Annotated in this window: 22 protein-coding genes and 3 tRNA genes; 23 read left to right on the top strand and 2 right to left on the bottom strand. The window is 43.6% G+C overall.

Annotated elements, in window-relative coordinates; genetic code table 11:
- Window positions 1-10 precede the first annotated feature (10 nt).
- From HXT34_RS05190 to HXT34_RS05130, 13 genes are all read left to right on the top strand, one after another.
- Window positions 11-508: a hypothetical protein gene (locus tag HXT34_RS05190; protein ID WP_421784698.1), complete on the top strand. Its 498-nt coding sequence runs from the start codon at window positions 11-13 to the stop codon at window positions 506-508.
- Window positions 501-1,211, top strand: a complete 711-nt coding sequence (gene mtnN, locus HXT34_RS05185) for a 5'-methylthioadenosine/S-adenosylhomocysteine nucleosidase (protein WP_415687427.1) — start codon at window positions 501-503, stop codon at window positions 1,209-1,211. The genes HXT34_RS05190 and mtnN overlap by 8 nt, the downstream gene beginning before the upstream one ends.
- 206 nt (window positions 1,212-1,417) lie before the next feature.
- Window positions 1,418-2,683: a phosphate ABC transporter substrate-binding protein PstS gene (gene pstS / locus HXT34_RS05180; RefSeq protein WP_421784696.1), complete on the top strand. Its 1,266-nt coding sequence runs from the start codon at window positions 1,418-1,420 to the stop codon at window positions 2,681-2,683.
- Between the two features lie 106 nt (window positions 2,684-2,789).
- On the top strand, window positions 2,790-3,737 hold the full coding sequence (gene pstC, locus HXT34_RS05175; protein ID WP_421785466.1) for a phosphate ABC transporter permease subunit PstC: 948 nt from the start codon (window positions 2,790-2,792) through the stop codon (window positions 3,735-3,737).
- A complete protein-coding gene (gene pstA / locus HXT34_RS05170; RefSeq protein WP_421784694.1) occupies window positions 3,738-4,790 on the top strand; it encodes a phosphate ABC transporter permease PstA in 1,053 nt (350 codons plus the stop codon).
- A 52-nt stretch (window positions 4,791-4,842) separates the two neighbouring features.
- Window positions 4,843-5,622 carry a phosphate ABC transporter ATP-binding protein PstB gene (pstB, locus tag HXT34_RS05165; RefSeq protein ID WP_415687423.1) on the top strand — a complete coding sequence of 260 codons (780 nt, stop codon included), beginning with the start codon at window positions 4,843-4,845 and terminating at the stop codon, window positions 5,620-5,622.
- Between the two features lie 253 nt (window positions 5,623-5,875).
- Window positions 5,876-7,279: an NCS2 family permease gene (locus HXT34_RS05160; protein ID WP_415687200.1), complete on the top strand. Its 1,404-nt coding sequence runs from the start codon at window positions 5,876-5,878 to the stop codon at window positions 7,277-7,279.
- Between the two features lie 395 nt (window positions 7,280-7,674).
- A complete protein-coding gene (rplJ, locus tag HXT34_RS05155; RefSeq protein WP_012913809.1) occupies window positions 7,675-8,196 on the top strand; it encodes a 50S ribosomal protein L10 in 522 nt (173 codons plus the stop codon).
- A gap of 97 nt (window positions 8,197-8,293) precedes the next feature.
- The gene (gene rplL / locus HXT34_RS05150) at window positions 8,294-8,674 is read left to right on the top strand and encodes a 50S ribosomal protein L7/L12 (protein ID WP_119487302.1); all 381 of its coding nucleotides are present in this window, start codon (window positions 8,294-8,296) and stop codon (window positions 8,672-8,674) included.
- Window positions 8,675-9,397: 723 nt separating this feature from the next.
- Window positions 9,398-10,648, top strand: a complete 1,251-nt coding sequence (locus HXT34_RS05145) for a hypothetical protein (RefSeq protein ID WP_421784691.1) — start codon at window positions 9,398-9,400, stop codon at window positions 10,646-10,648.
- Between the two features lie 442 nt (window positions 10,649-11,090).
- Entirely contained in the window at window positions 11,091-12,497 is a 1,407-nt protein-coding gene (locus HXT34_RS05140; protein WP_421784689.1) for an FHA domain-containing protein, read from the top strand.
- Window positions 12,498-12,514: 17 nt separating this feature from the next.
- Window positions 12,515-16,273 carry a helicase gene (locus tag HXT34_RS05135; RefSeq protein WP_421784687.1) on the top strand — a complete coding sequence of 1,253 codons (3,759 nt, stop codon included), beginning with the start codon at window positions 12,515-12,517 and terminating at the stop codon, window positions 16,271-16,273.
- The gene (locus HXT34_RS05130) at window positions 16,270-16,473 is read left to right on the top strand and encodes a hypothetical protein (RefSeq protein ID WP_004109746.1); all 204 of its coding nucleotides are present in this window, start codon (window positions 16,270-16,272) and stop codon (window positions 16,471-16,473) included. The genes HXT34_RS05135 and HXT34_RS05130 overlap by 4 nt, the downstream gene beginning before the upstream one ends.
- Before the next feature lie 34 nt (window positions 16,474-16,507).
- Here HXT34_RS05130 and HXT34_RS05125 read toward each other — a convergent pair whose 3' ends face one another.
- Both HXT34_RS05125 and HXT34_RS05120 read right to left on the bottom strand, forming a co-directional pair.
- Window positions 16,508-17,287, bottom strand: a complete 780-nt coding sequence (locus tag HXT34_RS05125; protein ID WP_421784685.1) for an SAF domain-containing protein — start codon at window positions 17,285-17,287, stop codon at window positions 16,508-16,510.
- A gap of 112 nt (window positions 17,288-17,399) precedes the next feature.
- The gene (locus HXT34_RS05120) at window positions 17,400-17,576 is read right to left on the bottom strand and encodes an FmdB family zinc ribbon protein (protein WP_004574103.1); all 177 of its coding nucleotides are present in this window, start codon (window positions 17,574-17,576) and stop codon (window positions 17,400-17,402) included.
- Window positions 17,577-18,002: 426 nt separating this feature from the next.
- Between HXT34_RS05120 and HXT34_RS05115 the strand changes: the two genes are divergently transcribed.
- From HXT34_RS05115 to fdxA, 10 genes are all read left to right on the top strand, one after another.
- Window positions 18,003-19,004 (top strand): hypothetical protein, encoded by a 1,002-nt coding sequence (locus tag HXT34_RS05115; protein ID WP_421784683.1) that lies wholly within the window; start codon window positions 18,003-18,005, stop codon window positions 19,002-19,004.
- A 705-nt stretch (window positions 19,005-19,709) separates the two neighbouring features.
- Window positions 19,710-20,003, top strand: a complete 294-nt coding sequence (groES, locus tag HXT34_RS05110) for a co-chaperone GroES (RefSeq protein ID WP_004114319.1) — start codon at window positions 19,710-19,712, stop codon at window positions 20,001-20,003.
- Window positions 20,004-20,352: 349 nt separating this feature from the next.
- Window positions 20,353-21,450: a histidinol-phosphate transaminase gene (hisC, locus tag HXT34_RS05105; RefSeq protein ID WP_415683277.1), complete on the top strand. Its 1,098-nt coding sequence runs from the start codon at window positions 20,353-20,355 to the stop codon at window positions 21,448-21,450.
- A 111-nt stretch (window positions 21,451-21,561) separates the two neighbouring features.
- Window positions 21,562-21,643: transfer RNA gene (locus tag HXT34_RS05100), tRNA-Tyr, on the top strand.
- 1 nt (window position 21,644) lies between these two features.
- A tRNA-Thr gene (locus tag HXT34_RS05095) sits at window positions 21,645-21,716 on the top strand.
- Window positions 21,717-21,720: 4 nt separating this feature from the next.
- A tRNA-Met gene (locus tag HXT34_RS05090) sits at window positions 21,721-21,794 on the top strand.
- 53 nt (window positions 21,795-21,847) lie between these two features.
- On the top strand, window positions 21,848-22,018 hold the full coding sequence (rpmG, locus tag HXT34_RS05085) for a 50S ribosomal protein L33 (RefSeq protein ID WP_004105548.1): 171 nt from the start codon (window positions 21,848-21,850) through the stop codon (window positions 22,016-22,018).
- 122 nt (window positions 22,019-22,140) lie between these two features.
- The gene (locus HXT34_RS05080) at window positions 22,141-23,412 is read left to right on the top strand and encodes an FAD-binding protein (protein ID WP_421784681.1); all 1,272 of its coding nucleotides are present in this window, start codon (window positions 22,141-22,143) and stop codon (window positions 23,410-23,412) included.
- Window positions 23,413-23,702: 290 nt separating this feature from the next.
- Entirely contained in the window at window positions 23,703-25,328 is a 1,626-nt protein-coding gene (locus HXT34_RS05075) for an APC family permease (RefSeq protein ID WP_421784679.1), read from the top strand.
- 128 nt (window positions 25,329-25,456) lie between these two features.
- Entirely contained in the window at window positions 25,457-25,780 is a 324-nt protein-coding gene (fdxA, locus tag HXT34_RS05070; protein WP_421784677.1) for a ferredoxin, read from the top strand.
- Window positions 25,781-25,793: the final 13 nt, after the last annotated feature.

Here is a 25,793-nt window from a genome sequence, read left to right as displayed (position 1 = left end):
GTGTGTTGAAATGTATAACAAAGACTTGAATAAAGCAAATAAAGCGAATAAAGGTTTTGCGTGTAAAGCGTTTTCGATTGTGAAATATGTGCTGTTTGCTTTGATTGCCACTGGTGTTATTTTGCTTGCTTTTGCATGGTATCGTGGCACGCATAGTGCAGGGTACACGCTTGTTATGTTTTCTGCATTGTGGTTTAGCGTTTTTATACCGTTTGTAACTGGAATTGCTTTGCTTGTTTTTGCTAACGGATGGCGTCGCATTGTTGGCACTTTAGTTTGTGTGTTGATTATAGCTGGATTTTTCGCTTTTCTTGCTTTGCAGGATCAAATTATTGCGTTTCTCAATGTTCCTGTTGTGAATCCTTGGTTTGATTTTACGTGCGGCGCATTGCTGAATATTGCGACTTTAACTTTTGTTATTATGACTTTAGTATGTGTGTTTTTGGTTAAGAATAACGATAAATGCGTAAGTAGCGAAGTAAAAAAAAGGATGATTCTTAATGTCTAATACTGAGAAAATTACTAAAGTTGCTGTTGTTGGCGCTTTGGATGAGGAAGTTGCACATATTGCTAGCGCGCTTGAAAACGTAAGTCACAAGAAGGCTGCAAGTCTTGACGTATCTTGCGGTACTCTCAACTCGGCGAATGGTAGCAAAATTGAAGTCGCGGCTACGGTTGGTGGCATGGGCTTGGTTAATGCTGCTGCAACTGTGCAATATCTTATTGACGCATACAATCCTCAAGTCGTAATTTTTTCTGGTATTGCGGGAAATCTTAATAAAAATTTGCATACGAACGATGTTGTTCTTGGAAAAACTGTAAAATATCTCGATACTGATATGCGTTTAATTGGCCAATGGAAGCCGTTTGCAAGCGAATTCCATTCGGATGATTACTTGCTCAAAGTAGCTAGCAAAGTGCTTACCGATATGAAAATTACGCATATTGCTGGAACGATTGCGTCCGGCGGCTATTTCGTTGATTCGCCAGAAAAAGTAGCGGAAGTAATTGCAGCTACTCAAGCGGATGCTGTGGAAATGGAAGGCGCAGCAGTCTTGCATGTGGCTGCTCGTAACGACGTTCCTGCGCTTATTGTGCGCGCAATGAGTGATAACGCGGATACTCAATACGAAACATTCAAGACTTTCGATATTTCCGAATACGCGGACACGGCTGCAAAAATTACTGTAAATATAATTCGCAATTTGTGACATTTCGACACGCTGATGTGGTCGCCACCCTACGTTTACGCAAATAGCGCAATAAGTAGCGCCAAATGCCGCCATTTTTGGTACCCATTTTATTTTTGCCGGTGCGGTTTAACCCACCTATTTATGATGGTTGCGTTAATAAAAAAAGATAGGGATTAAGTTAAGAAAATGCGCCCAATTCGCAATACGGCTATAGGAACGCGAAAATGTGGTGGGGTGCAAGGCAATTCTTCGCGAAAGGAAAGAAGAATATGCGTAACGATATGAACAAATTAAATATAAACGAATTGAATACAACAACTACAACAAAACTAAATACAACAAAATTAAATACGACTAAAAGCGCAATTAAGTTCCGCACTATTGCTGCGGCTGCGATTACTTTCGGCTTGTGCGCAACTTGCGCTGCTTGCGGAGACAACGCTCCTGCTGATAATTCCAACGCGTCAGGTTCGCAAAACACTAAGATTTCCGGCAATTTCCAAGGCTCGGGCGCTTCTTCTCAGCAGGTTGCAATGGAAGCGTGGATTGCAGGATTCCAATCTAAAAATCCGGGTGCAAAAATTGCTTACAATCCTACCGGTTCTGGTGCTGGCGTTACCACTTTTATGACTGGTGCAACTGCTTGGGCTGGTTCAGACAAAGCGTTGAGTAACGACGAAGTTGAAAAGTCTAAGTCGGTTTGTGCTAATGGAACTACGGCTTTCGACGTGCCTGTGTATGTTTCACCAATTGCGATTATTTTCAACCTTAAAGGTGTTTCGGATGCTGGCAAGCATATTAATTTGGACGCTTCGACGATTGCTAAAATTTTCGACGGCAAAATTACGCGCTGGAATGATGACGATATCAAGAAGCAAAATCCTAAGCTAAAGCTTCCAGACACGCCGATTACTGTTGTTCATCGCTCCGATAAGTCTGGCACAACGCAGAATTTCTTAAGCTATGTGAAGGATGCAGCTCCGGACGATTGGTCGCACGATCTTAGCGAAAACTGGCCAAATAATGTCGGTCAAGGTGCGAAGGGCACTTCGGGCGTTGTGTCTACTATTCGCATGGCAAATGGTGCGATTGGCTACGCTGATTTTTCGCAAGTCGGTAAGCTTGGCACAGTTGCAGTGAAAGTGGGGGATACTTACAATGAGATTTCTCCGGAAGCTGCTTCACAAACTTTAGCTGATTCTGAAATTGACGCAGACGCTTCTGAAAAATATCCTAATCGCGTTGTTATGAAAATTAATCACAATACGCAAGCTAAGGGCGCTTACCCAATTGTGTTAGTTTCATACGATATTGCTTGCCCGGTTTATAAGGATGCTTCAACTGCGCAATTTGTGAAGTCTTGGCTTAGCTACATAACTAGCGCGGAAGGTCAGAATGCTGCTTCTTCCGCTGCTGGAACGGCTCCACTTCCGCAAAATTTGGTAAGTAAAATTAGCGCATCAATTAAGTCTGTTAAAACAGGAAAGTAAAAACTTTACAAACTGATATTATGAACGTATCGGTTATAAAGGAGAATGATTGAGTTCTACGAAAAATGCGACAGCAGTTGCGAATAGTGCAAACGAAACTGCTCAAATTTCTGAGAGCAATAGAAAAAATTATGTTGGCACTCATCTTGCAGACCGTCTTTTTAAAGGCGTGGCTGCAGGCTGCGGCATGCTAATTTTGCTTGTTCTTACGGCAGTTGCAGTATTTCTGCTGTTTCGTGCTTTGCCGTTATTAAGTGGAAATCACGATCAAGTAAGTCATGTGTTTGCTGATTTTACTGGTGGTAAAGCGCATGATTTTATAAGCTATGTGGCTCCTCTTATTTTTGGCACAGTGCTTATGTCTGCGCTCGCGTTGCTGTTCGCATTTTTTGTGGCAATTGGTATTGCTCTGTTTATTTCGTATTATGCGCCTAAAAAAATTGTTCCGCTTTTAAGTGGAGTAATTGATTTGCTTGCGGCGATTCCGTCCGTAATCTATGGTTTGTGGGGCGGATTGGTTTTGGTTCCAGCTATGTATCCTTTCTGGGATTGGGTTTCTAAACTTTTTGGCTGGATTCCGCTATTTTCTGGTCCGGCAGCTAATCCTTCTCGTTCTGCTGCTACGGTTGCATTAGTTTTGGCTGTGATGATTTTGCCGATTATTACTTCTATGGCTCGCGATATTTTCCAGCAGGCTCCGCGTTTGCAGCAAGAAGGTGCGCTTGCGCTTGGCGCTACAAAGTGGGAGATGATTAGATTAGCGGTTCTGCCGTTTGCAAAGTCTGGTATTGTGTCAGCTTCTATGCTTGGGCTTGGTCGCGCTTTGGGCGAAACAATGGCAGTTTTGATGATTTTGTCTCCTGGATTTACTTTTGGTATCAATATTTTCAAGGCTTCTCAAAATCAAACTATCGCAGCAAATATTGCAGCGCAGTATCCGGAAGCGAACGGTCTTGGCGTAAGTGCGCTTATTGCAACCGGCTTAGTTTTGTTCGTTATTTCTTTTGCAGTCAACTTTATTGCTCGCAAAATTACAGGAAAGGCGGGCGCATAAATGGAGAATCAAATTAATAATATTGAAGTGCTTAGCGAGAATACTTTTGCCGAAAAGTCTGTCGAAAGTTCTGTTGAGAATTCCGCAGAAAATTCCGCAGCTCCAGTTATTGACTTCAACAAATTCCGCCCAACTCGCTCACACATAGCTGCGCGCAAACGTAAAGATATGCTTATGCGCGTGCTGATTTTCTTGTCTTTTGTTGTGGCACTTATTCCACTTATTTCTTTGCTTTTAACAACCATTATCAATGGTATTAAGCGCTTGAATTTTGATTTTCTCACTCATAACATGACTTACGTTGTGGGCGGAAATGCTACTGTAACTGGCGGTTACGGCGGAATTTTGCACGCGATTATTGGAACTCTTGAAATAACGTTAGGTGCTATGGTTATTTCAATTCCGATTGGTTTAATGTGTGCTGTTTATTTGGTTGAGTATGCTCGCGGAAACAAAATTTCGCGCATAATTAATCTGCTTGTTGACGTTATGAGTGGTATTCCGTCTATTGTTGCTGGCTTGTTTGCGTTTTCAATGTTTGCTTTTCTTGCTGGCCCTGGCACAATCAATGGTTTTGAAGGATCTGTTGCTCTTTCGCTTCTTATGATTCCAACGGTTGTTAAATCTTCTCAAGAAATGCTAAAAATCGTGCCTAACGATTTGCGCGAGGCGTCTCTTGCTTTGGGAGTTACTCAGCAGTGCACAATTACAAAAATCGTTTTGCGCACTGCTCTTCCGGGAATTGTGTCTGGCTGTATTCTTGCGGTTGCGCGCGTTATTGGTGAAACTGCGCCACTTCTTATGGCTTCAGGCTTTATTGCTTCAACGAATCTCAATTTATTTGACGGGCAAATGACGACTTTGCCGGTATATGTTTACCAGGAGTATTCCAAGCTTTCTGCGAATTGCCCGGCTAACGCGCCGGCTTCTTGTGTAACGTCAATTCCGATGGAGCGCTCGTGGGCTGCAGCTTTAACGCTTATTGTGTTGGTATTGTTGCTAAATATTTTGGGACGAGTTGTAGCTCGAGTGTTTTCTGTAAAAGCGAGATAAAGCGAAATCAAGCAAAGCAAAGCAAATTAAATTTTTAGAAAGTGAGCATAAAATGGGTCAGCGAATTGATGTGAAGCATCTGAATATTTACTATGGTGATTTTCTTGCTGTAGAAGACGTGAATATCAATATTGAGCCAAATAAAGTGACGGCTTTTATCGGACCTTCCGGATGCGGAAAATCAACAGTTTTGCGCACTTTAGACCGCATGCACGAAATCACTCCGGGCGCGCGAGTAGAAGGTCAGGTGCTTCTTGAAGGCCGCGATTTATACGGCAAAGACGTGGATCCTGTGGCTGTCCGCCGCGATGTTGGCATGGTTTTCCAGCGCCCAAATCCTTTCCCAACTATGTCTATTCGCGAAAACGTGCTTGCTGGAGTTCACTTGAATAATCGTAAAATTGCTAAGAGTGATGCTGACGATTTAGTTGAGTGGGCTTTGCGAGGCGCGAACTTGTGGAATGAAGTTAAGGATCGCTTAGATAAGCCGGGTATTGGTCTTTCTGGCGGTCAGCAGCAACGACTTTGCATTGCTAGAGCTGTGGCTGTGCATCCGCAAGTTTTACTTATGGACGAGCCTTGCTCAGCTCTTGACCCTATTTCTACGTTGGCTGTAGAAGATTTGATTAATGAGCTTAAAAACGATTACACGATTGTGATTGTGACTCACAACATGCAGCAAGCTGCGCGTGTTGCTGACTACACTGCATTCTTTAATTTGAAGGCTGTCGGTAAGCCTGGTCATCTGGAATACTTTGCAGACACGACTACTATGTTCAACAATCCGCGCAACGCTGAAGCTGAGCGTTATATTTCCGGTCGTTTTGGCTGATTTGTTATATACTTTTTTGATTTCGGTGTATTTCCTTGGTCAGCACGTGCGCGTAAGGTCAGAGCTGTTCGGTTGTTCAAAGGTTTCGCAATTTTCATAATTTTATGTGAGATTTTGTGATGCCTTCGTTCATTCGACGAGTCGCAGTAACCTCTGCGTGAATGCCCAAATGTAATTGCGTACGCGATTGCTCAAGTGCTTTCGCTGCGCTTTTCTGGTCTTTTGCGCTTGTAAACCAAGGAACAGAGAGTATATGGAAAAGTTCTTCCATCTCAAAGAAAACGGCACGAATGTATCAACGGAGATCACTGCAGGTCTCACTACATTCTTCGCGATGTCGTACATTATCATCGTAAATCCAAATGTATTAAAAGAAACTGGTATGCCATGGGGTGGCGTGTTCTTAGCAACAATTATTGCCGCTATTATTGGCACGCTTGTTATGGGCTTATTTGCTAACGTGCCTTACGCTCAGGCTGCTGGTATGGGCTTAAATGCATTCTTTACGTTCACAGTCGTAAAAGGTTTAGGCTTTAGTTGGCAGCATGCAATGTGCATGGTGTTCTTGTGCGGTTTAATTAACATTATTATTACCGTTACTAAAATTCGTAAAATGATTATTCGTGCCATCCCGACTTCGTTACAACACGCAATCGGCGGTGGCATTGGTTTATTTGTGGCTTATGTTGGCATGGTGAACGTTGATTTGATTAAGTTCACTCCAAAGGATGATAAAGCTGCAAAAGTTGCGTCTCATTTTGGTGCAGCTCCTGCAATTCCAGGTCTTGCTGTTTTAAAGAACCCGGTATTGTGGTTGTTCCTCATTGGATTGCTTTTGGCAATTATTCTTACTGTTTTGAATGTTCGCGGATCTTTGCTTATTTCCATTGTTGTTACAGCTATCATTGGTATTCCAATGGGTTTGACGACTATGAACAACTCTGTGTCAATCATGGGAGCTTTCCATGATTTGCCAACTACTTTCTGCGCAATATTTAGCGACAAAGGTTTCCCAACGCTGTTTGCAGACTCTTCGCGCGTTCCGCTTGTTTTGATAACTATTTTTGCATTCTCAATGTCTGATACTTTCGACACCTTGGGTACCTTCATTGGCACTGGTCGTCGTACAGGTATCTTCTCTGAGGCTGACGAAAAGGCTCTTGAAAACGGCTCCGGATTTAGCTCCAAGATGGATCGCGCTTTGTTCGCTGATTCCATCGCAACTTCTGTTGGTGCAATTTTCGGTACTTCTAACACCACTACTTATGTAGAGTCTGCTGCAGGTATTGGTGCTGGTGGCCGTACCGGTTTGACTTCCGTGGTTGTGTCTATTTGCTTCGCGCTTTCTATCGTGCTTGCTCCTGTAGTTTCCGCTGTTCCTGCTGCTGCAACTGCCGGCGTGCTTGTGGTTGTTGGATGCATGATGGCAAGCTCTTTGAAGGAAATTGCTTGGGATAATATTTCTGAGGCAATTCCTGCATTCTTCGCTGCAGTGTTCATGGCATTCTCTTACAACATTTCTTATGGTATTGCCGCTGGCTTTATCATGTACTGCTTAGTGATGACTTGCAAGAAGCGTGCTAAAGAAGTTCATCCAATGCTCTGGATTGTTTCTTTGCTGTTCTTACTTGATTTCGTTGCTAATGCTGTGCTTTAAATGTGCGTTTAATGTAAGAGTGCATTTTACAAGTAGTGAACTTGTGAAGCAAAAATATAAAAGCAAAAATTAAAAAATTAGAGGGTATGTAAATTACATGCCCTCTTTTTTATTTCTATTTTATTTTCATAGTATTTCTCTTGACATTGTCTTAAGGGCGTATTAAACTTACCCAACGTAAACCACAGACCGTTGGCGGAATTAAAAATTCCTGAAATTGATGTGTCATGCCAGCACAGGTTGAGCGATGATTTACAACTAGTATGTTGTAAGTTTTATTTAGCACTTAGTGTGCTTTTTATGTTGCTCTGCCAGTGCGCAGGGCTTTTTTGTTGCTCTGTTTAATTAAGCTTGATGCGTTTCTTTCACCTACGGCCAATTTAGGAAGGAACGCCATGAAGAGGCCCGAAAAGGAAGCGGTAGTTGCCGAGCTTACGGAACTTTTCCGTAATGCAGACGCTATCTACCTCACCGAGTACCGCGGGCTTACCGTTCCGCAGATTTCTACTCTGCGCGAAAAGCTAGGCCGCGATACTTCCTACTCTGTGGCTAAGAACACGCTTGCTCGTATTGCTGCTAAGGAAGCGGGCATTGAAGGTCTCGACGAGCTTCTCGCCGGCCCAACTGCAGTCACCTTCGTTAAGGGTGATTTCATTGAGGCTGCTAAGACCTTGCGTGATTTTGCCAAAGAGAATAAAGCCCTCGTCATCAAGGGCGGTTTCGCAGATGGAACTGTTTACGATGCCGAAGGTGCAAAGCAGCTTGCAGACTTGAAGTCTCGCCCACAGTTGCTTTCCGAAATGGCCGGCGCGCTCAAGGGCACCATGTCCAAGGCCGCCTACCTGTTCAACGCATTGCCAACCAAGGCAGTTCGTACAATCGACGCTTTGCGCGAGAAGCAGGAAAAGGCCGCTTGATTCCCTTGCAGCTTGCTGCATGAGACCAACCAAATATAAAAATGTTATGGTCGTAAGGCACACCGTGTGCCTGGCCAAGTAAGAAAGGAAGCCAATTATGGCTAAGCTCACTAGTGAAGAGCTTCTTGAAGCTTTTGGTGAAATGACCCTCGTTGAGCTCTCTGAGTTCGTCAAGGCCTTTGAAGAGAAGTTCGACGTCGAGGCTGCTGCCCCTGTCGCCGCTGTTGCCGCTGCTCCAGCTGCTGCTGGCGCTGCTGAGGAAGAGAAGGACGAGTTCGACGTCGTTCTCACCGCTGCTGGCGACAAGAAGATTGCAGTCATCAAGGCTGTTCGCGCTTTGACCAACCTCGGCTTGGCTGAAGCTAAGGCTCTCGTTGACGGCGCTCCAAAGGCTGTTCTCGAGAAGGCTAAGAAGGAAGACGCTGAGAAGGCTAAGGCTGCCCTCGAAGAGGCTGGCGCTTCTGTTGAACTTAAGTAGTTCTAACTTTTTGTTGCTTTGCGCGTAACGCAGTTTTGTGCGTGAGTGCATAGTGAAAATTAGGCGGTAGGATTGTTCCTGCCGCCTTTTTTGTTGCGCGTGTAAAGTTTCTGCCGGATTAAGGCGCGTAGGCGACAATTTCTTTACACGTGCGTAAAGTTTCTGCCGCTATTTCGCACGCAAACGACCTTTTATTTACAACGCTGTAAATTTTCTGCCGCTTTTCCGCGCGTAGCCGACTTTTCCTTTACACAGCTGCGCGGTTTTTGCCGGATTAAGGCGCGTAGGCGACCTTTATTTTACAGTCGTGTAAAGTTTCTGCCGCCGCACGACACGCAAGAAGTGGACTGTTGGCGTGTCGCGTGAGAATGGCGTTTTTGCAACGGTTTTGCGTCTGGCTGGGGGAGTATTCAGGAGTTTCCTGAGAGTTTTCTGAGAAAAATCTTTAAAAACCTTGAAATTGACATTTTTACGAAAAATAACGCATAATACTGTATTTTTTACTCTTGAAAATAGTTTAAGTGAAATATTTCCGCAAAAACATCGATGTTTTTTGTTAATGAGCTACGTGTTGGCTCTTGACTTTTGCGAACGGGGGGGGGGTATCTTAATAGCAAACGCCGGTCATTCCTAGTTGACGGGCGTGTGTGGCTCCGTTTGGAGTTGCACAGCAGATTTTTCTTCGTGTACCTAGCACGAAGGAGAAGAAGAAAGGAAAATATTATGTTGAATAAGAAGGCTATCGCCGCATTCGCTGCTGGCGCCACCCTCCTCTCCGGTTTCGCTTTTGCTGTTCCAGCAATGGCTGTGAGTGATACCAATCCTTGCAAGGGCAAGACAGCTGCACAGTGCACTGCTTTCGTTGACGATGCTAAAGCTGATTATAATAAAGCTCTCGATGCTGTTAACAATAAAGAAACTGGTAAGCAGGCTTTGTATAATAAGGCTGCTGAGGATTACGACAAGGCAGTAGCTAAGCACAAGGAAACTAGTGAAGCTCTTAAGACTGCTAATAAGGCTAAGGCTGACTTGCCACAAAATGCTACTCAAGAACAAAAGAATGTTGCTGAAGCTGCTGTAACTCTTGCTAAGGATGCTGATGATAAGGCTGCTGCGGCTGAGACTACTGCTCTTACTGCTAAGAATGAAGCTTATACTGCTTTGCAGAATGCAAATTCTGACTTGGCTGCTGCTAAGGCTAAGTTGGAAAAGGCACAGGATAATCTTAAGGACTTCACTGGCCCAACTAAGGATGAGGTTCAGCAGGGTGTTATTGATGATGTCCGCGATGCCGCTAAGAATTTGCAGAATGCTGATAATGCTTTCGCTAAGGCTAAGAAGGCTTTCTATGCCGCTAAGGATGCTTACCGTAAGGCTCAGGCTGAGTTGAATGCTCGTTATGCTGCTTGGCAGGCTGCTCAGGCTGCTTTGGATGCATTCGATGCTTCTGGTGTGAATGATTCTGCTAAGAGGCAGCGTTTAGCTGATGCCGTGGATCGTGCTGCTGCTCATTGGGAGCGCGCAAATACTGCTTATGGTGAAGCTGAGACTAAGTACAATGACACTAAGGCAGCTGCTCTTGCTGCTAAAGCTGATTATGAGGCCGCTTTGCAGGCTTACAAGGATGCGTATAATGCTGCTGTTGCTGCTGGCGTGAACCCATCTTTGTTGCCACCAGTTACGACTGCTGATCCTTTGGATTTGAGCTTCAACCCTGTTCCAGGTGCTAAGGAGCTTTATGCTGCTGCTGTGAGTGGTAAGTTCGGTCCTGCTGTTCAGGCTGCTGCTCAGAAGGGTAAGGATTCCAAGGCTTCTGCTCAGCAGAACAAGAAGAACAATGCCGCTGACGCAAACGGTGCATCTGCCGCTGCTGCCAACAAGCTTCCTCAGAGTGGTGCTGCTGTAGCTATGGCTGCTGTTGCTGCTTCTGTGCTTGCTGGCATGGGTGCTGCTCTTCGCAAGATCCGTCACTAAGCTAAAAGCTGGTTCAGCGATGAATCATTTTGAGCTTTGGCTTGCTGGTTGATCGTTGAGTCGTTTTTACTGTGAATCACTTAGTCTAGTGTGCTAAAAGGTGCGCTAGGCTAAGTGCTTTTATAAAAATTTTGTGCTTGGCGCGCTGTGTAGATTTTTAGTCTTATACAGCAATTAATTGGTTTGCGTTTGCTTGTTGATGTAGTTTGCCAAAATTTCCTTTTTTACTATTGATTCATGCTTCGTTAACTGATTAATGCTGAGTGCTTTGCGCTGTTACTTTCCGCTAGGGACGGGTGGTAATATCGCACTTTCGAGGCTCGGGAGTATTTCTTCCGAGCCTTTTGTTATTTTTTATGCTTAAAATCAACAAATACTAGCGCAATATACACAAAGCATGACACAATAGTAAGTAGTGTGTTTTTTGAAGGGAGCAGATCACGTGAGTGAGCGACAAACCGTGCAGCGCTGGATGATTACAGTTGGTGGTGTCGAGCAGGCACGTGTGGGTGCAGGTCAGTCTGTAGAGATTGGTCGAAAGCCTATACGCCCGTTGCGTGAAGATGGTTTCACGCGCGTCGACATAGTAGATAACAAACGTTCTATGTCAAAGAGGCATGCGCTGCTAATTGTAGACATGCATGGCGTGGCAACAATACGAGATTTAAATTCAACTAATGGCACATATCTAGTCAGCGCAAATGGTGATTTGCTGCGGTTAGAGCCTAATGTCGATTTTCAGCTTCCAGATAGCTTAATGCGCATGCAATTCGGCGATGTTCCTGTTGATTTTGTGCGTGTAGAAGAAGAATCTTCTGAAGTTGAAAAAGATAACGCAGTGCGCAATCTGTTCTCTTATGCTACAGATGATTCGCATGATGAGCCTGCAGCTTCAGATTTATCGGTAGATCAAATTCTTGATTTGCGCGCTGGCGAGCCAACAGGTGTTTTCCGTGCTCAATCAGTTTCGCATCCTGGATTGTCTTGGAAACAAGGAATGCAAAACCAAACTCAGCTCAATGATGATTCGCAAACAGAAGTTGCTCCAATCAATCATGATGTAACTTTGCCTGTTATGCGAGAGCAGCAGGAGACTCCTGTAGAGCCGCGTAATTTATTTGAAGACGCACAAGCAATTCAGCAAGAAAGTGCAACTAAAGAAGAGCCTTCGCAACAAGATTCTGCGGTTGATCAGGTTTCTACGGTTTCTGCGGTTGACACGGTTGCTGCGGTTAATCAATCTGATTCAGTTGCTCAAGATTCTCAAGTCAATACGGTTTCTCCAGTTACGCCAGTTAACACAGAACCAAATGTATTGCAAAACGAAAGTTCTCAAGAATTTTCAGCATCTCCATTGAATTCAACTGAAACTTTTGGTGAAAATATTGCCGATTCTTCAGCTTTTAATATTGCAAATACAGGTTCTAATAATCTCGATATTAATAGTTTCAGCTCTACGAATCTTGGTACTACGAATCTTGGCTCTACGAATCTCGATTCTAACAATTTTGATTCTAACAATCTCGATATTAACAATTCTGATGCGGCATATACACCTGCATTTGAGCCAGGCTCTGTATTTGAAAAAGTATCAAAAGGCGAATTTGACTCTCAAGAAAATATAGTGGAAGCCGGCGGATTCACGTCAAAAGAAGCTGAAGAAAGTAGCGATTTTTCAAAGCAATTTGAAATGGCGCAATATTCGCAGTTGCTTCCGTTCTTGGCTGCAAACACTGGTTTGTACGATGACTTATACGCGTGGCTCGCAGCTCAAGGTAATTCTGAAGTAGATGCTGCACTAGCTAGAAACAGCGGTTATAGTGCATATCGCAAAGCTATTGAACAGTAAGCAAGCAGGGTGGGAATATGAGTGATACAAACAACATGGAGCAGGATTCGTCACAGCAAGTTTTTACTGATGCAGTAGTCGAAAATACTGCGTCAGAAGCTGATTCTTTGGAGGAATCCGGCTCTAATAACACCAACAGCGCTCGTACTAACGCTTTACAACATATAGTTGAGTGGAAGCAGCAATATCAGGCTCAGCTATCTCCTTCTCCACTAGAAGATATAACGCAACTTGCTGCACAATTAGAGTTGACGCATGCTCATCCTTCCGGAATTGCGCAACTTTTTGCAAGCGGAAAAGTAACATTAAAATCTTTATTCCGAGACGCTGGAATGTTGCGAGCTGCTGGGCGAAGGCTAGATCGAGTTTTTGAAGATAGAGACGCAAAAGCGCACGAAAGTGGCGTTTCTGAACTTTCTTTAATAGTCGGCGTTGCATCGTGGAATGGCAACCATGTGCCTGTTCTTACGTATCCTGTGAAAGTGGTTCGTGACACTAATCAAGATGAAACCTCCGCCACTATTTACTTCTCTGGAAGTGTTGGGCTGAACAATTCGCTTGTTTCACGTTTAAGTGAGCGTGGTGTTCAACTTAGGGAAGACGTTTTATTCGACGGATCTCAATATGAAAGTGGAACTCCAGAAACTTCTGTAGTGTTTGATGCTATTTGTAAGCAAGCTCGCTCAGCTTTCCCAGATTTTGATATTGAGCGCGATATTATACTTGGCTGCTTTACAGATGCTGGTTCACGTTTTGTAGCAGAAAGTGAACAAATTATTAACGCTTTGCAATCCGGCAATGTTGGAAATGCAATGATTGACGCTATGGCTGGCGACGAACGAGCTATTCATAAGCTCCAGTCTGCAAATAAGCCAGAATATAGTCCTTTCGACGCAGATCCTCATAGCGAATGCGAAGTTGGTGAAGTAGATAACGTTGTGCGTTATGCGGCAGAGCTTGTTGCATCTGGAAACTCTTTGTTCGTGGATATTGATTCGGGATCGGATTCAGCTGCAATTGCTGCTGCGATCGCTTCCCGTTCTGTGATTGCAGGACGTTCTGTGCTATATGTGCCTAATGTTGTTGAGCAGCAGAGGCGTTTCCGTTACACGTTGAATACGCATGAAATTTCCTCATTAGCATTAGATGTTGCGGATGGTCATATTGCTAAGCATGTCGATGCGCAGTTGATTGCAGCAGTTGGTGCTAGACATAGTATTGCGACTTCGCGATTTGAGCAGGTTGCAGATGAGTTGGTCGGAGTGCGTTCTCGCCTTACTCGTTATTTAGGCGATCTTCACGGTATTAACGAAACTTGGGGAGTGTCTGCATACCAAACAATCCAGAATCTTGCAGCAATTGCAATGTTCCCAACGCATCCGTCTACGCATGTGCGTTTAGATGTTGCAGCAGCACACGCTATGACCGGTCATATTGAAGAGTGGTCGAAGAAATTCCACCAAGCCGATGAGCTTGGAGAATTCAAGATAAATCCTGAAGATACTCCTTGGTTTGGTGCGTCAATATTCGACGAAAATGAAGCTATATCTGTATATCAGCGTGTTGTAGACGTGCTTCTTAAACTTCTTCCAGCAACTCGAGAACAAGTTAAAAGCACTGTGCAAAGCTGTGGTTTCCCTGTGCCAACAACAGCTCGTGAGTGGAGTCGTCAAGTTACAGTTCTCAAGAATTTACGACGTGTTCTTGACGTATTCCAGCCTGAAATTTTTGAGCGCGATTTAGATGCAATGATTGAAGCAAGTAAGCCGAAAGCTCAGCGTAAAGCCGAAGGCACAGTTATGGGCTTCTGGGAACGTAGGCATCATGTTCGTGAAGCGCGCAGCTTGCTAAGAGTTGGAGCTAAAGTCGATGATTTGCATGAGGCATTAAAGATTGTTGCGCAGCAAGCAGCTCAGTGGCGTACTTTCGTGCCTCACGGCGGATGGCCTGTTTTGCCGCCAAAATTGGACGATATTGTAAATACTCAAGAATTATTAGCAAGGCATTTAGTTGCTCTTGATGCAGTGTTAGCAACAACTCTTAAGGGTGCAGATCTTGAAAATATTGAATTTGCGCAGCTCGAAGCTCGTTTGCAAGATTTGCATGACGACAGAGCATCTCTAGATACTCTCCCTGGTCGTTGTAATTTGGAACGCGAGTTCAGCAAAGCTGGCTTATCTGATTTAGTCAACGATTTGCGTCGTCGCAACGTTACAGGTAATGCAATTGACGGTGAGTTGCAGTTAGCTTGGTGGACTACTGTTTTTGAAGATATTGTTAATTCTTCTGCAATTATTTCTCACCAAGATGGCTCAGCAATGCAAGATGCTTCTGATCGATTCGTGCAAGTTGATACAGAACATGTGCGTTCAATCGGTCCAATGGTTCAGCAAGAAGCTATGAAGCATTTGTGTGATTTATTGTTCTCGCATACGCAAGAAGCTAATCAATTGCATACTATGCTTGCCGGAAACCGTTCTGGAATTACTTTTAATAAATTATTGCGCAATTATGCGGAACTTGTGTTGGCTGCGAAACCAATACTTGTAGCTATGCCATCTACTCTTACTATGATGACTCCGTTGAGACCTATTGCAGATACTGTAATAATTGATTCGGCATCTCATATATCAAATATTGAGTTGCTATCTATTTTGTCTCGTGCTCGTCAAGTAGTAGTTTTAGCGCATAAGCAAACAGTAAGTTCTGAAAGCTTGCGTTCGCTTATTTCATTACTACCATCTGTAACAGTAGTTTCTAGAGCAACAAGGCGCTCGCTTCGTTTAGCGCGATTCTTGGAAGAACATGGTTACGGAAAGTTGCGTCACGACGTTCCTGTTGAGCGTTTGCAAGGTAAAGTTCGCTTGCATCAAATTGAAGCAACTGGAGTTCCAGTAATGTCTTCTGGGCTTATTGAAAGCAGTCAGCGTGAAATTGATGAAGTAGTTGAGCTTATTCGTCAGCGTGCAAATACGTTTACGGTTGTTCCTTCAAGCTATGTGCTTGTTGTAGTTACGTTGACAAACGTTTTCCGTAGTCGTTTGGGAGCGGAGCTGAAGTCTTTGTCTATTAAAGACGAAAACATGGCTAGATTCTTGCGACATGTGAGACTTTTGGGCGTTAATGAAGCTTCTGGAGCAATAGCAACAGATGTAATTATGTCGCTTTGCTATGCAAAAACATCTCACGGCAGACTTCTTCAGCAGTTTGGATTGCTTGAAGAAGAAGGTGGAAGCAGTATGCTTCTTGACGCTTTGGCTCTAGCTCGCCGTCATCTAGATATTGTTAGTGCGTTTACGTCTAAAGATATGGAAGATGAGCGTTTGCACCAAGATGGTCCAAAGCTTTTGAAGAATCTTTTGCAATGGGCTGAGAAGTTAAGTGATAAGCCACTTCGTCCAGAAGATTCTAACGATGTTGAAGCGCAAATTGCTGCAGAATCTGCACAAAGGAATGTGCTATTTACTGATTTAGCTGAGCGTATTCGCTCGCGTGGATTAAAAGTTGCAGTCAATTATGGCTTTGATAATGGCGTTAGAATTCCTCTAGTAGTTGGACTTGCGGATAAGCCGTTTGCTATTGCTGTGCTTACGGATGATGCGCAATTTATGAGTGTGCAATCAACTCGTGAACGTCATCGCATGATTATTCAGGATTTGGAATCCTTGGGCTGGTCAGTAATGACAGTGTGGAGCGTTGGAGCTTTTGTCAATCCTGAAAAAGAGGTTGATCGTGTTGTTTCTCGTCTCGGAGAATTGTATGGTGACAACGAATGAGTAAATACGATCCCAATAGAAGATCTCCACGCAGGTCGGTTAGGGTTGTTCGTGAAGGCTCAGAGCTTTTTGATGCAGATGGCGTTAAACTCGAGCCTTCCGACGAGCTTACTTTGCAACAGCGCAATCAAGACGACGATAATCGCATTTTAAGCGAATTGCCGCCTCACTGGGCTGTATTTTCCGAGCGTATTAGTTGAGCTTGAAATACGATAGAAGTAGCACAATAATTTTTTATTGTGACAATTTCATGGCAACAATCGCCAATGAAGGATTTGCAGACTGAGCTTGTAATAACCGCAACGCATCTGCAGCAGGCATAGCAAGAGTAGTAGTGTTTTGCTGATTTTGTGAAGCTTGAGTGCTTTGACTTATTTGCATCACCATAACGTTATGAACTACGCTAACATAGCGTTCGTCAATTTCTGCAATATTGTTTTCTTCAATATCGTGGTTTTTGTTTTCATCGTTATTTTCTGTAGTGCTGCTTTTAGATTTTTCGCTGTTATGGCTTTCTGCATTTTGAGAGCTAGAAATTTCTTCATCTTGCACAGGCTTGCTAAAAGCTAAATCAATTTTTTCGCCAGGAAGCAGTGTGTGATCTGCGCTAGCTAGATGAATTGTAATAGAAGTGAATCCTTTTGGAATGCGCGGAATTTTACTCAATAGCGTTTGCAAAATTGGCATTCCTTTACGTATTTCACATGTTGCAATAATAGAAGCATTCGCGCTTATATTATTGGATAGCGCTTGATTAAAGACTTTATGCTTAGGCACTCGAACGTATGTAATATCCTTTACGCTAACGCGTGAACCTTGCTGAATATTGTGTTTAGCTACTGCTATGACTTGAGTTTCTTGTGAGTCAATAATAGTTGACACAACAAGTAAAGCCATCATTCCAGCACATAGCACAATAATGATTTTCCGCACGAAAGCGCGTTGCCTTCGCTGCAATAACGCACTATTTTTTGCGTTATTTTGAGATTTAAATAAAGAAAAATTTATGCTCATACTTGCATTTTGAAATATAAAAAATGCAAGAGCAAGAAAAATTGCGCGCTGTGGATAAAACCTATTAGCGCGCAATATTTAAACAATAATTAATATTTATGATTTTACAAAATCATTTATCGGTTCGATAAAAACCTTTGCCTTTGAAGTTGATTGGAGGAGCGGAGTACACTTTGTGCACTGCATCTTTTCCGCACTGAGGGCAAATGGTAATAGGGTCATCCGAAAATGATTGATGTTCTGAAAAATCGTATCCGCATTGCTTGCAACGATAATGATAAGTAGGCAAAAGTCCCTCCGAAGTTACACGAGCACGTAAGTAGAAACTTACTGTTCCTTCACATATCCTAGTACATACTATGACAGTTATTATAGGTGTTAAATTTGCTTAGTGAATGATTGCGGTACAGCATATTGTGTGATGGCGCGCGCAATAATCCCACATTTTGGCGACACGCCGAAATGTTTATGTTGCTACACATCCTATGACTTCCTTATATTAATAGTTATGGGTTATGAATCGGTGAGTGCGGTACTCGTATTAGTCATCCTCGTAGCCTTATGGTTCGGGTGGTTGCCTAAACGCACGGTTAACGGCATGAAGTCTATGCTTGAACATCGCGAGGATAGGTTTTCACCAACACTTCATCTTGTAGGTGAGTGGAGTACTGCGCGCATTTGCGACGGTACTGGTATGTTGGCAAAAGGGGCTTGTATGCAACCGACACAACAAAAACGAACATTAACTCCTGAATATATTGCGCGTATTCGCGCTGCTAGGCGTGCTGCGATACGCCGTCGTTGTGTGTTGGTGGCTGCGCTTGCTGCCTTGACTTTTGTAGTATTCTTAGCAGGATGCTCTGGCATATTTTCTCCAGTTTTTGCTCTTATTCCTGGAGCTATGTTGGCAGTAGTGCTTTATTTTGGAGCTCGTGCTTCTAAGCATGCTCGTGCGTGGGAGGCTCGCGTTGCAAAAATGCGCGCTGCTTCGAGACGCAAAGCTGAGGATGAGTTGTGTGAACGCCGCAACAGTGCCGTTATACGCCAGTTGGAAGATTATTCTTCTGCATCTGATTCTGATTTTAATGGAGAAATCAGCAGTTGTGATGCGATTTCTCGAAACGACAGTGATGAGTATTCTGTATCTCAAACTGTAGTGCCTGTTCGAAATGGCGCGTCTCGTGACAATACTGAAACTTCGGTTATGGAGCAGAGCGAAATTCGTGTTGCTTTACATCGTGCAGAGCAAGAGCGCAATGCAGCGTTGCGTGAGCGTTTGTATAAAGAAGAATCTGAATCTAAAGAATCTAAAGAATCTAATATCGTTGAAGCGGAAAATAAAGACGCATTTGATTCTTCTAATGCTTCTGTGACTTCGAAGCAAAACTATAATTCTAATCAAGATTTAATTTCATTCTCGCTTGGCTCACAAACTAAGTCTGATTCACGTAACGCTAATTTGGCATCTCGTGCTCCAGAAAGTTTGGAAATTAAGTCAACTAAGCAAGTAGTTAAAGCCGTGCCAGTTGCTGACGCTGCTGAAGCTACTAACGCTACTGTCGCTGCTGCCGCTACTGTCGCTACTAATTTTGCTGCTTCAAACTCTTCTCAGTTCCACGAAAAAGAAAAAGTAAGCGAAGTGGATGCTCCAGAAAGTTCTGAAGACTCACTTGGTGTGGCAAATTTGCACGATGTTCTTGCTCGTCGCAATGCTTAAATCTTGTGGGTACTTCTCTGAAGGTTGTGCTTTTGAAGGTTTAATGTGCGTGTTTAGCAGTAATAAGTGATTTAATATCCGTGCATTTTTGCTGCTGCACACATTGATAAAGCTGCCATCCGTCTCTGGTTCGGAACTTTTGTTTAATTGTGTTGCTTGAGTTGTGCAAATACCAGTGTGGTAGAGATTTGAGATTTTTCGCACTGAGCGCGGCGAACGTCAGAGCCGCAGGCTGCTGATTCGCCAAGCGAAGAAGAAAAATCGAAAAATCTCTGCGATAGACACGGTTATTAACGATTAAACACGCAGAGTTTGGGGGATTTCTCTACGAGCAATAAAAGAGGACTGAGGAAGCAACATTCTTTTAAGAACAAAGCAGACAGCAAAGCCTCTAACAGCCAAAGCGACGAAGGACGGGACTTGCGAGGAGAGAAATCCCCCGAAACTCGCGCCACGCCAAGCGAGAATGGATTAATATGAAGAATATTTCACCGAATAAAACCAATACACGCACATTAAACTTTCAATTAAACTAAAGAGTTTTCTAAAAATTTTCTTAAAAGATTAGCACTCGAGTTGTTAGAGTGCTAAATTCGCGGTATTATGAGGCACAGAGCGTAAGTGCGGTTGCGGACGTGATCGTCAGCCTCGTCGGATTGTTTCTTGCGTACGAAATTAATATCTCTTATGAAAGGGGTGGCAACAGTGTCGATTAAGCTCACACCGTTGGAGGATAAGATTATTGTTAAGCAAGCTCAAGCGGAGACTCAAACTGCTTCCGGCTTGTATATTCCAGATAATGCCAAGGAAAAGCCACAGCAGGGTGAAGTTCTTGCAGTAGGTCCTGGTCGTCGCGACGATAAGGGCGAGCGCATTCCTATGGACGTTAAGGTTGGAGACAAGGTTCTTTATTCCAAGTACGGCGGAACTGAAGTGCATTACGAAGGTGAGGATTACTTAATCGTGTCTTCTCGCGATGTGCTTGCTATTCTTGGCTAGTATTTAGCCGGTTGAAGCAATAAAACTTACGCTGGAAATGACGGAAACGTTGTTCCCAGCGTTTTTTATTGCGGTACGTAAGAATGCGCTGTGGAATATTTGGATAAGCGGCAGAAACTTTACGTGGGTGTAAAGTTTTGGTCGTTTTTTGGCTTGGAAACGACATTTATTTTACAGCGTTGTAAAGTTTTGGTCGGGTTAAGGCGATAAAGCGGCAGAAACTTTACGTGGGTGTAAAGTTTCGGTCGTTTTTTGGCTTGGGAACGGCAGTTTCTTTACATGCGTGCGTAGTTTTGGTCGTTTTTCGCTATTGCGCAGTTAAGGCATGTGTGGAGTATGATGGAGAAGTATGACATACAAACATCGCAATATTGTAGATACGATTCCTAGCTATAAGCAGGGTAAGCCAGCTCCTAAATTGGACGGCATTCGTGCATATAAAATCTCGAGTAACGAAAATCCTTATGAGCCTTTGCAAAGCGTAAAAGAAGCGATTTCAAATCGCGCGCTTAATGTAATAAACCGTTATCCTAATATGCGTGGCACAGAAGTTGTTGAAGAACTTGCTAAGCGTTTTGGTGTGACTGCAGACGAAGTAGTGCTTGGTTGCGGCTCTACGGAAGTTATTACGCAGCTTGTTGACTTAGTTGCAGGCCCGGGAGATGAGGTCATATATCCTTGGAGAAGCTTTGAAGCTTACCCGATTATTGTAACGGGAGCTGGTGCTACAAGCGTTAAGATTCCTAACCGTGCCGATGGTTCCCACGATATTGACGCTATGATTGCAGCTATTAACGATCGCACGCGTTTGGTTATTTTGAATAATCCTAATAACCCAACTTCAGCTGCTCTTAGCGAAGAAGAAGCTCGTAAGGTGTTAGATGCTGTGCCAAGCGACGTTCTTGTGCTTATTGACGAAGCTTATGTGCAATTTAATACAGCAAAAGGCACTGCAAATGGCGTAAAACTGTACCATGAGTATCCAAATGTAGTTGTTGCTCAAACGTTCTCCAAGGCCTATGGATTGGCAGGTTTGCGCATTGGTTATGGTATTGCTCCGGCTGAAGTTGTAGACGGTATGCGCAAGGTTGCTGTGCCATTTGGAGTGTCTCAAATAGCGCAAGTAGCAGCTTTGGCTTCTTTGGAAGAAGACGCAAGCAAGGAGATGGATACTCGTGTTGCATCTCTTGTTGCTGAGCGCGAGCGCATTGTTGAAGCTTTACGCGAGCAAGGCTGGAATATTGAGGATGCGTACGCAAACTTCTTCTGGATGCCATTTGGTGCAGATACCGAGCGAGCAACAGAACATTTTATTGCTGCAGGATTGTCTGTTCGCGCTTTTGCTGGTGAAGGTATTCGCATTAGTATCGGCGAGCGCGAGGCTAATGACAGGGTTTTGACAGTTTGCGAAAATTTAAAAAAAGAGGGTTTTTCGCTAAATAACTAGCTTTTTTGCATAAAAGTTTTGCTTTCGGCGTGTCTTAATCTTGCATTAGTCGCGATTTCGTGGCAAAATAACAAAGTTGCCGTTTGAAGTTCACTTCTTACGGAGACTGCTGGCGGGTTTCCCAAGTGGTCAAAGGGAGCTGACTGTAAATCAGCCGCTTCGTGCTTCAGTGGTTCGAATCCACTACCCGCCACGCCTCGATAGCTCAGTGGTAGAGCACTTCCTTGGTAAGGAAGAGGTCGTGAGTCCGATTCTCACTCGAGGCTCTCTGGCGGGGTAGCTCAGCTGGCTAGAGCGTACGACTCATAATCGTAAGGTCAAGAGTTCGAGTCTCTTCCTCGCTACAACGGCCAGTAGGAGACTGGCTGGCCAATAATGAATTGTAGAGGTGAACGAAATGGCAAGCAAGAGCGCCGACATCCGTCCGGGCATTACGATGGCATGCACGGAGTGCAAAGAGCGTAATTACATCACGACGAAGAATCGTCGCAATACGCCTGATCGTCTTGAGTTGAACAAGTTCTGCCCACGCTGCGGCAAGCATACGCTTCATCGCGAGACTCGCTGAATTTTCAGCTTACTGCGCTCACGATTTTGGCTTGTTGAGCTTGTTTCAGTTGCGCAGATTTTATTCTTATTACCCCGCTCAATGCGGGGTTTTTGTTATTTATTACTGTTAGTATTTAAACCATGAGTATGCAAGCATCTTTAGTAAATAATCCATCGTTTGCAGATATAACAACTGTTGGCGTAGGTGGCAAAATTGCACGTTTTATAGAGCCAAAAAGTCGCGTTGCTGTTATTGAAGCGGTAGAAGATGCTGATGAAGCTGGTTTGCCTTTATGTGTTATCGGCGGCGGCTCTAATATGCTTGTTAGCGATGAGAACTTCAACGGCGTTGTTGTGCGAGATGCTAGACGCGATATTCATGTGCTTGATGAAGCAGCACCTTCAGAAGATGGCATTGATTTACAAAGCGGTGCTCATTTAGTGCATATTAACGCTGAAGCTGGTTGTAATTGGGATGATTTTGTTTCTCATACGATTTCTCTTGGTTTAGAGGGCGTAGAAGGTCTTTCTGGCATACCTGGCACTGTTGGAGCTTCGGTTGTACAAAATATTGGTGCTTATGGTCAAGAAGTATCTCAAAGTGTCACTTCTGTAGAAGTTTGGGATCGCGAAACAAAATCAACTATGGAGTTGCAAAAGGATGTTTTAAATTTTGGGTATCGCACTTCATTGCTTAAAAAAAGCATGTACTCTTCAGCGGGAGTTCCTGCGGACTCGTATTTTCCTACTCCTCGTTACGTTGTGCTGTCTGTTACTTTTTGTTTGAAACATAATTCAACAGGCGTTGTTTCTCATTCGCAACTAGCTAAGGCTTTGCACGTAGAATTGGGCGAGCGCATGCAAACAGCAGCAATACGTCGTGAAGTTTTGCGCGTTCGTGCTTCTAAAGGTATGCTTGAGGATGCTTCTCGTTACGATAAGATGTGGATGCGTGGCACAAAGTGTGCTGAAGGTGTTGAATTTGCTTTGCGATTGCAAAGTGAAGACTATGTTACTGGTGAATTTTTAGAGGGCGATAATACTTACAGTGATCGTCATAGTTGCGGTAGTTTCTTTATGAATCCAATACTTAGCACTAGTCAAGCCGATGCTTTGCCAGAAGATGCTCCTAAATTTGACGCTGTTATGCAAGATGGATCGCATGGCATAAAAACTTCTGCAGCTTGGCTTATTGATCATGCTGGATTCCATAAAGGTTTTAGGCTTATAGAAAATGGGAAACCTTCTCCTGCAGGGCTTTCTTCATTGCATACTTTGGCACTCACTAATCGTAACAATGCTTCTTGTGACGACATTGCAAATTTGGCAAAAACTATTATCAGCGGTGTAAAAAATAAGTTTGGTATAACGCTTATTCCTGAACCTGTTGTAATAAATATTTCTATAAACTGAAAATTTTACGAATATAATATGTTTTATGCAGTAATATATAAGTTTATTATTTAAATTTTCACAAATAATAAAGGAACACACGGTAAAACTACCGTATAAGCAATGTTTTGTGTAATATTTACCTACATTATCTATATAAATTTTTTATTTAATTACATTTACAGAAATAAATAAAGGAAATTAAGTAAAAATTTTATGTAGGTGAAGTCGCAACTGTTTCGCAAATTTGTTAATTCGCTTCTGATTGCGGCATACCTTTATACCTATACCTCAACGAAAGTGCGTTTATTATGCAAATATGGAGAAAGAAGTCTGTTGAACAGACTATCGCTGAGACTATGGATGGTGAACGCCATCTTAAACGTACATTAAATTCTTGGGATTTGGCAGTTATGGGTGTTGCTGTCGCAGTTGGTGCCGGTATTTTCTCTGTCGGTGCTCAAGCTGCAGCATTCCATGCTGGTCCTGCTGTAATTATTAGCTTTATTATTGCAGGTATTGTGTGCGGTTCTGCTGCAATGTGCTACGCAGAATTTGCTTCAATGATCCCAGTTGCTGGATCTGCTTATACGTTTACATATACTACAGTTGGTGAGCTTATTGCTTGGATTATCGGCTGGGATATGATCCTGGAAATGCTGATGGCTGGCTCAGTAATTTCAAAGTATTGGGGCGTTTATCTTAACGATTTAATGAAGCTTTTCGGTTTGAATATGACCACAAGTTTTAACTTAGGTGGTTTCAATATTGATGTTGCTCCAATCATAATCGTTGCATTCTTTACAACTATGCTTGTTCTTGGAACTAAGCTTTCTGCGCGCTTCGACGGCGCTTTAACAATCTTGAAGATTGGTATTGTTCTGTTCGTGGTTGTTGTTGGCTTCTTCTACATTAAAGCCTCCAACTTTACGCCATTTGTGCCACCTGCAACTGACGTTGCAAGCGTAAAGGGAATAGAAGTTTCTGGCGTTATGAGCCAGCCTCTGTGGCAGTGGGTGACTGGCATGCAGCCAGCCGTTTATGGCATCCCTGGCATTCTTTCCGGCGCGGCACTCGTGTTCTTCGCATTCATCGGTTTTGACGTTGTTGCAACAACAGCAGAAGAAACTAAGGATCCGCACAAGAACATTCCACGAGGCATTGGTCTTGGTTTGCTTATTGTTACCGTTCTTTACATTCTCGTCGCAGTTGTAACAACCGGTATGGTTTCCTACAAGGATTTGGCAAATCAGCCATCTCCTTCGCTTTCCACAAGCTTCGAACTTGTGGGCGCTACTTGGGCTGCAAAGATTATTTCCCTCGGCATTGTTATTGGTTTAACAACCGTTGTGATGGTTCTTTTGCTCGGTCTTACACGTATTATCTTCGCTGTGAGCCGCGATGGCTTGCTTCCACGTAGCTTCTCTAAGGTAAGCAAGCGTGGTATTCCTGCAAGGCTTCAGATTGTTTCCGGCATTGTTGTGGCAGTTGTTGCTTCCACTCTCGATATTGGCATTCTTTCCGACATGGTGAACATTGGTACGCTTTCTGCGTTCTTGCTTGTTTCTGCTGGTGTGCCGATTATGCGTATGCGTAGGCCTGATTTGCACCGTTCGTTTAGCGTGCCAGGCAATCCGTGGCTTCCGCTGTTTGCAGCGCTTTCCACATTCTGGCTCATGCTTAACTTGTCTGTATTGACTTGGATTCGTTTTGCAGTGTGGCTGGCAATCGGTTTTGCTGTGTACTTCGGCTACTCTTACCGCAATTCGTTACTTGGTAGGCAAATGCGTAAAGCTAAGCAGCTCGGTGTTCCTGTTGAAACTTTGTTTGCTCAAGATGCTGCCGCTGCAGAAAAGGTAGCTGAAGGAGAAACAGAAGAGCAGGCTCGTGCAGAAGCTAAAGCTGAGGCTGCTGCTGCGTCCTCGCAAAATAATTAAAATTAATAAATTATTTATTTAGCAAGAAGTCGGCATACGTTTATATCGCATGCCGACTTTTTGTGTCATAGACTTTTCAAAAATGTTCTATAATAGAAAAGTTGCATAAAAGCAGAAAGGAGGGCGTTATGCCATATGTAATCGCAGAGCCTTGCGTTGATGTAAAAGATAAAGCGTGTGTTGATGAATGCCCTGTTGACTGCATTTATGAAGGCGATCGAACGCTTTATATTAACCCAAACGAGTGTGTGGATTGTGGAGCTTGTGAACCAGCTTGCCCAGTAGAAGCCATTTTTTACGAAGATGATTTGCCAGAAGACTGGGAGTGGTACCGCGATGCTGCGGTTGATTATTTCTACAAGCTCGGAGATTTGGGAGGAGCTACAGATGCTGGAGCGTCCGGATGGGACGAAGAGCATGTTGCGGCATTGCCTCCGCGACAACCTGCCTGAGAGCTTAAAGCGT

The sequence above is a fragment of the Gardnerella sp. DNF00983 genome (assembly GCF_049244265.1).
Classification (GTDB): Bacteria; Actinomycetota; Actinomycetes; order Actinomycetales; family Bifidobacteriaceae; genus Bifidobacterium; species Bifidobacterium vaginale_J.
Note: the sequence above shows the minus strand (reverse complement) of the source record. Positions and strands in the feature narration are given on the sequence as shown.